The organism is Chthoniobacter sp. (assembly GCF_040003245.1).
Classification (GTDB): Bacteria; Verrucomicrobiota; Verrucomicrobiia; order Chthoniobacterales; family Chthoniobacteraceae; genus Chthoniobacter.
The window spans coordinates 1-5,832 of sequence record NZ_JBDUCX010000335.1 but is presented as its reverse complement, the minus strand read 5'-3'; the positions used below and the strand labels follow the sequence as shown (position 1 = coordinate 5,832).

Below are 5,832 nucleotides of genomic sequence, written 5' to 3'. Positions count from 1 at the left end.
ACCTAAATTTGAATAGGAAAAGCCCGAAGCATACTGCCTTTCTTCACCAACAGGGCAAAGGATGGCGCCGAGCTAGTACGGTCGACCGCGCGTCAGATGCCAGAGCGAGATCAGAGGTCCTTCGCAAGCTCAGGATGACGGCGTGAGGGGCGCCTCCGGCGCGTACGCCACGCGACAGGCCGGCTACCGTCCAGATTGCATTAGTATCTGGCGCGGGCTCGTCCGTTGCCCCACGCTGTGGCCATGTCGGAAATCAAACGCTGCTCCAATGCCCGCCCAAGCATTTGAGGTCGCCTTCAACGGCTATTGGCGTGAGCCGAAGATTTCCGGGCTGCCCGCCCAATCGGGCGTCTTCTGCGTCTACGTTTGCAGTTACAACCCCGCGGACAAGGCGGTGGTGCTGCTGCGGTTGCTCTACATCGGGGAGACGGGCAACGCCAATGGCACGATCGCCCAGGACCGCCTGTGGCCGGAGTGGAAAGCCGCCCTGCGCCATCCGAACCAGCAGATTTGTTTCAGTTTCGCCCCGGTGGAATCGCGCTCTCGGCGGCAGGTCGCCGCGGCGCTCATTCATGCCCACCAGCCGCCGGGCAACGACGAATTCAAAACCAATTTCCCTTATGAGCCGACGGTCGTGACGATCTCCGGCCGCGCCGATTTGCTCAAGGCCAAGGTGACGGCGAATGCGGAGGAGTGACCCTCCCGGTCATCTGTCCGCCGTCAGGATGTCCCGCAACTCCTCAAAATCGACGGGCTTCACGAGGTGATGGTCGAAGCCGGCTTCGCGGGAGCGGACGCGGTCCTCCTCCTGGCCATAGCCCGAGATAGCGACGATGAGGGCCTTGGCGCCTGAGGCATCGGAGCGCAAGCGGCGCGCCACCTCGTAGCCATCCATTCCGGGCAGGCCGATATCGAGCAGGACGATGCCCGGCGCCAATCGCCGCGCGAGTTCCAATGCTTCCGGGCCTTGATGGGCGAGGTGTACTTCGTAACCGCGCCGCGTGAGGAGACGGCCCAGGCCGGTGGCGGTGTCGCGATTGTCATCCACGAGCAACAAGCGCCGCCCCGCGCCTTCGCCGATGGCGACGGCGACTGCCTGGGGCGCACTCGGGCTCAGCGCATCGGGCGCGGCGGGGAGACGCACCGTGAAAGTCGTGCCGGTTCCCGGGCCTTCGGAAAAGGCTTCGACGGTGCCGCCGTGCATTTCGCAGAGCGCGCGCACCACGGTGAGCCCGATGCCGAGCCCGCCCTCGCGGCGGGCCGCGGAGCGCTCGCCTTGTGCGAAGAGTTCGAACATCAACGGAATTTGCCCGGGCGCGATTCCGATTCCGTTGTCCTGCACGGATATCACCACGTCCGTGGCATCTCCGCCGGGAATCTTTTCCTCCCGCGCTCGCAGCGTGATCTTCCCGTGAGGCGGCGTGTACTTGGCTGCGTTGGTCAGCAGATTCACGATGATCTGTTCCAGACGGGTCGGGTCCGCTTCGACCCACAAGAGACCGGTCGGCACTTCGACGACCTGCGCATGGCTGCGCTCCGTCATCAGCGGAGCGACGGCCTCGATCGCACTGGCGATGATTCGCGCTACGTCGAGCAGCTCGCGGCGCAGCTCGATCCGGCCGCGGGTGATGCGCGAGACGTCGAGAAGATCGTCCACGAGCCGGGCCAGTTGCGCGCTCTGGCGGCCGATCACGTCGGCCGCCCACGCGTGGTTTTCCGCGTCGTTGCTTTCCTTCAGTACCGTCACCGCACTGCTCACGCTGGCGAGGGGATTGCGCAGCTCGTGGGCGAGCATGGCGAGAAATTCGTCCTTGCGCCGGTCCGCATCGCGCAGGGTGGCCGCCTGGGCGGCGAGCGCTTCTTCGCCGTGTTTGCGGGCGGTGATATCGATCACGGCCCCATTGAAGCGGGCCACCTTCCCCGCGTCGTCGTGCTCCACGTTGCCGCGCGAGTTCACCCATCGCCAGCCGCCGTCGCGCAGCCGCAGACGATATTCCGTCTCGTACTGCACGCCCTGGCGCACCGACTCCGCGATGATCGCCCGCACGCGGGCCAGATCGTCGGGATGGATGGCCGCCAGGTAATGCGCGATCCCGCCGCCCTCGGCCTCGGCTGGCGACACGAGGAACATTTCCGCCAGGGAGGCGTCGGCAAAGACCCGGTCTTCGGGCACATTCCAGACCCAGGTGCCGACCGCGGCGGCGGCCATCGTCGCGGCCAGCCGGGCTTGGGCGTCGCGCAGCTTTTCCGCCGCCAGTTTGCGGTCGGTGATGTCCCGCGTGGAGCCGGCGACGGCCTCCACCCGGCCCTCCGCGTCAAAGGCCGGGGCGAAAATGTATTCGTAGGCACGAGTGCCGGCCACCGCGCTGGTGTAGGGGGTCTCGTCGCGCAGGGACTGTTTCGTGGCGATGACTTCCTGGACCTGCCGTTGCAGTCGCGCGGCCAGTTCCGGCGGATAATCCAGCTCGAAAAAATTCCGGCCCAACGCTTCCTCCGCCGTCTTGCCCCAGAGGTCGAGTAAAGCCCGGTTGATGAAGATGAACCGGCCCTGAAGGTCGAAGACGTAGTTGAAGTCCACCGTATTCGCGAGCGCTGTCTCGAGGATGCGGAGCTGCCGGGCCACCCCCTCGACGGAGGAACCGGAGGCCGCTGCGTCCAGTGAAGTGGACACGGCTCCACCACTCCCGAGAATTTCGGTCGGATGGGGAATGGAAGAAGGCACAGCGCCATAAGAGCACCCGCAGCGCGTGGCGGCAAGATGAGGCATTTGCGGCCAATCCATCCGTGGCTGCATGGTGGCGTGGTGATTTTCCGCAATGGAGCCTATGGAACCAATGGAGCGATGCACTTTTTGCGCCGGGTTATGACATACTTCCCCGCATGAACCCCGACGATTTCCACACCGCTTGCCACGGCCATATCGTCAGTTCCCGCCAGCCGCCCGGCCGGAGTGACTGGCCGAATATTTCAAGGGCCGGTCCATCAACGACGCCGACCTCGGCACTGGGAAGATGCGCGGCTTCCGCGACGAACGGACGGCGAGGAAAGGCGGGCGCTAATCAAGCCGAATCAAGGCAAATCAAGGTGCGAGTATTGGCCGCATTACAGGGAAGCCCGCGCGCCGGGCCGATGCAAAGCGAGGAGTTCCGGGCGAAGAAAAAGCAGCCGATTTAAGGTGCCTTAAGCCCCCTTAAGCCGATTTAAGGTGCGAGTTTTTTTTCTACAGGTTCCGTGAGCGCCAACCACGGGGTACTCACGAATTCCTGCCTTACGTGGAAACCGGCAGGCCGGCTCGCCCGGTGCAGCGGGTTTTGGAGTTGCCACGCCGTGGCGTTGGCTATTCGATGTGCGTCCTTCAGCCTCTTCCCTTGTACCAAAATCGCCCAAGATCACGACCCGCGCGAACCCCTGCGCCAAAGCAACGAATGACGTAAATGGACTGGTGGAATTCCTTTGAGACCGTTTCGAAAATACAGACCGGGCTGGCCATCCTGCTGACCTTGCTCGGGTTCGTCACGCTGACATTCAAGGTGAGGGGGGACCATCTCAAGAAGGCGGCCGACAAAGGCAAGTCCGAGGAGCACGCCAAACTGGAGGCCGATTTGCTGAAACAGACATGGGAAGCGCACACCCTGGCGGAGCAAATCAAGCAACAACAGGAAGGGGAGCGCCTCCGGGCATTGCCCCGCCATTTTCCGACGGATCGAAGCGAGCAGTTTTTAAAAGTGGCCGGGGAGGGGGTCACCGGCCCCCTGCGCCTGCAATTGGCCTACGTCTTCACCCAGGATGGCGAACCGCGCAATCTGGCCGCCGAATTCGTGACCTTGTTTGGGGGCAATCCCGCCAGCATGAGTGCGATTACGGCCAATAACGTCCATATCAAGGGCATCGTGGTCCAGGAGCACGCGGACACGGCCACGCCGTCCCAGTTTGCCTTGAACCTCGTCGCGGCCTTCGAGTCGGTCGGCTTCAAATGCACGTATGAAAAAGGGGCGCCGACTCCCGGTGTGGTCTGCGTGGTGGTCGGCACCAAGGAGTAGGAATGACTCGTTCATCGTGGGGGATTCGGCCGGCAGTGCCGCGCGTTGATTCTTGCCCGGATTCCCGCCGTTCTCTATCCTGCAACCCACTCCCATGAATACCAAACTTACCGCCTTCACGATGGTTGCCCTGCTCGCCTGGTGTTCGATGGCCTTGGCCGTCGACGTGTTCCCGGGCCAACCCAACATCAAGGGCGCTTACAACAAGCTCCTCAACGCGATCGGCCAACTCGAGAAGAGCAAACAAGGGGAGGCCCAAAAGCACATCGATCTGGCCATCGTGGATCTCGCCGCAGCCAAGACGATGCTCGAGCAGTCCACGAACAACAAGGGCACCTACCGCCCCACCGCGATCAAATTGTGCGACGAGGCAAAAGAGGTTTTGTCCGCAGCGCCACCCGATGTGGTGAAGGCCACCGAGATCGCCAATCACGCCTTGAAGGAAGTGACCATGGCGGGCAAAGCGGGCAGCCACCGGTAGATCGCTTCGCTAGTCCTCGCGGTGCAGCCCAAGGTGCCTGGCTGGGTCTCGGAACCGGCCCATTTGTCGTCAGATGGCGACACTTACGGCGCGGTACGTGCTGCTACGTAAGCCATGAAAACCGTCCAAGATCGTGCGGAGTTCTGGTTGTACATTCTCGTCGCCCTCGTGATATTTGCCTACATTGCGGAAGCTTGCCACTGGCACTTCGGGCCTTAGCCAAGCGGGCGGGGCGGTGCCCCAGTGGGCCTCATTTACTCTGGGGTCTGTAAGTAAAAATGCTGTCATATGATTAAAGCTTTGACAGCGGACCGCAGGCATGTTCACATCAACACGCTCGCCGCGTTGGGTTGGTGCGCTCGGTTTTTGAAGGCCGAAGGGATGTCAGCGACAAGTCCCGGTGTCGCCGCTCAGTTTATCGCCTCCGCGAGGAGGGGCAGTTTTCCCATGGGCTTTCAAAATTGAGGGCCACCGTCTTCGCCTGACGCCGGGCAGACCGCGACCCAACCCATGCAAGCCCAAGCAGCCCAGCAAATCGTCGAGGAGATGAATGCGCAGATGACGCAGAGCGGTATTCCGATCGACCGGTGGTACGTGGGAGTTTCGCGGGATTGGGAACAACGCCTCTTCGTGACTCACAAAGTTCCGAGAAAGCACCAGTGGTTCATCTGCCGTTACGCTCTCAACCATCTGGACGCGGAGGCCATTGCGCTGGCTTATCAAAAGGCCGGGAGCGCCGGCGACGTCGGAGCAAGCGACGAAACCGCGGTATTTGTCTACGCCTACGCTATAACGCCTCAGACGGTCCAGTAGAGGCTGCGCCCGTCAGCGTACCATCCGGCGCGATCCAAGCGGTGACGCCATCGATCTGGACGACCAGCTCAGCGCCCTCCACCCGGGCAAAAAAGCCGTGCCCAAAGACCTTGTTCAGGGAAGACGCCATCGCCCGCAGAACCGCTTCGTCGGCCTCAGGCCGCCAGGAAAGGGTGGGGTTGGATTCGTCGTTTCGGTTCATCTGCGATCATGAACTGAATCGCAATTGCGGTGCCAAACGGGTGGAAATCTATAAATATCATGAATACCATATCGGCTGCGACTGCATTCATCTGTCGAACGACCTCCAATTGCGCCTCATGGCGAAAATACATCGCCACACGAAGATTCAGATCCGAAATGCCGTCCAGCCCGGCTTGCACATCTTGGGGAATCTCGAAGGTCATGCTCATGGCGATAAGATCGACAGAACAGGGCGGGCCCTTAGCCCGGATATTTCATCCTTTCTGCAAAAAGTTAGCGAAGTCCCCGCGGTAA

Annotated in this window: 7 protein-coding genes; 5 read left to right on the top strand and 2 right to left on the bottom strand. The window is 62.0% G+C overall.

The window, feature by feature from the left end:
* Positions 1-268: 268 nt before the first annotated feature.
* Positions 269-697 carry a GIY-YIG nuclease family protein gene (locus tag ABJF10_RS28755; protein ID WP_348548047.1) on the top strand — a complete coding sequence of 143 codons (429 nt, stop codon included), beginning with the start codon at positions 269-271 and terminating at the stop codon, positions 695-697.
* Between the two features lie 9 nt (positions 698-706).
* Here ABJF10_RS28755 and ABJF10_RS28750 read toward each other — a convergent pair whose 3' ends face one another.
* Positions 707-2,671: an ATP-binding protein gene (locus tag ABJF10_RS28750; protein ID WP_348548046.1), complete on the bottom strand. Its 1,965-nt coding sequence runs from the start codon at positions 2,669-2,671 to the stop codon at positions 707-709.
* Between the two features lie 209 nt (positions 2,672-2,880).
* Here ABJF10_RS28750 and ABJF10_RS28745 point away from each other — a divergent pair, with 209 nt between their 5' ends.
* The 4 genes from ABJF10_RS28745 to ABJF10_RS28730 all read left to right on the top strand — a co-directional run bounded on the left by ABJF10_RS28745 (position 2,881) and on the right by ABJF10_RS28730 (position 5,334).
* Entirely contained in the window at positions 2,881-3,174 is a 294-nt protein-coding gene (locus ABJF10_RS28745; RefSeq protein ID WP_348548045.1) for a hypothetical protein, read from the top strand.
* Positions 3,175-3,434: 260 nt separating this feature from the next.
* Positions 3,435-4,040, top strand: coding sequence for a hypothetical protein (locus tag ABJF10_RS28740; protein ID WP_348548044.1), 606 nt, complete (start codon positions 3,435-3,437; stop codon positions 4,038-4,040).
* A gap of 94 nt (positions 4,041-4,134) precedes the next feature.
* Positions 4,135-4,521, top strand: coding sequence for a hypothetical protein (locus ABJF10_RS28735; protein ID WP_348548043.1), 387 nt, complete (start codon positions 4,135-4,137; stop codon positions 4,519-4,521).
* A 510-nt stretch (positions 4,522-5,031) separates the two neighbouring features.
* Positions 5,032-5,334 carry a hypothetical protein gene (locus ABJF10_RS28730; RefSeq protein ID WP_348548042.1) on the top strand — a complete coding sequence of 101 codons (303 nt, stop codon included), beginning with the start codon at positions 5,032-5,034 and terminating at the stop codon, positions 5,332-5,334.
* Positions 5,335-5,489: 155 nt separating this feature from the next.
* Here ABJF10_RS28730 and ABJF10_RS28725 read toward each other — a convergent pair whose 3' ends face one another.
* Positions 5,490-5,747, bottom strand: a complete 258-nt coding sequence (locus ABJF10_RS28725; RefSeq protein WP_348548041.1) for a hypothetical protein — start codon at positions 5,745-5,747, stop codon at positions 5,490-5,492.
* Between the last annotated feature and the right edge of the window lie 85 nt (positions 5,748-5,832).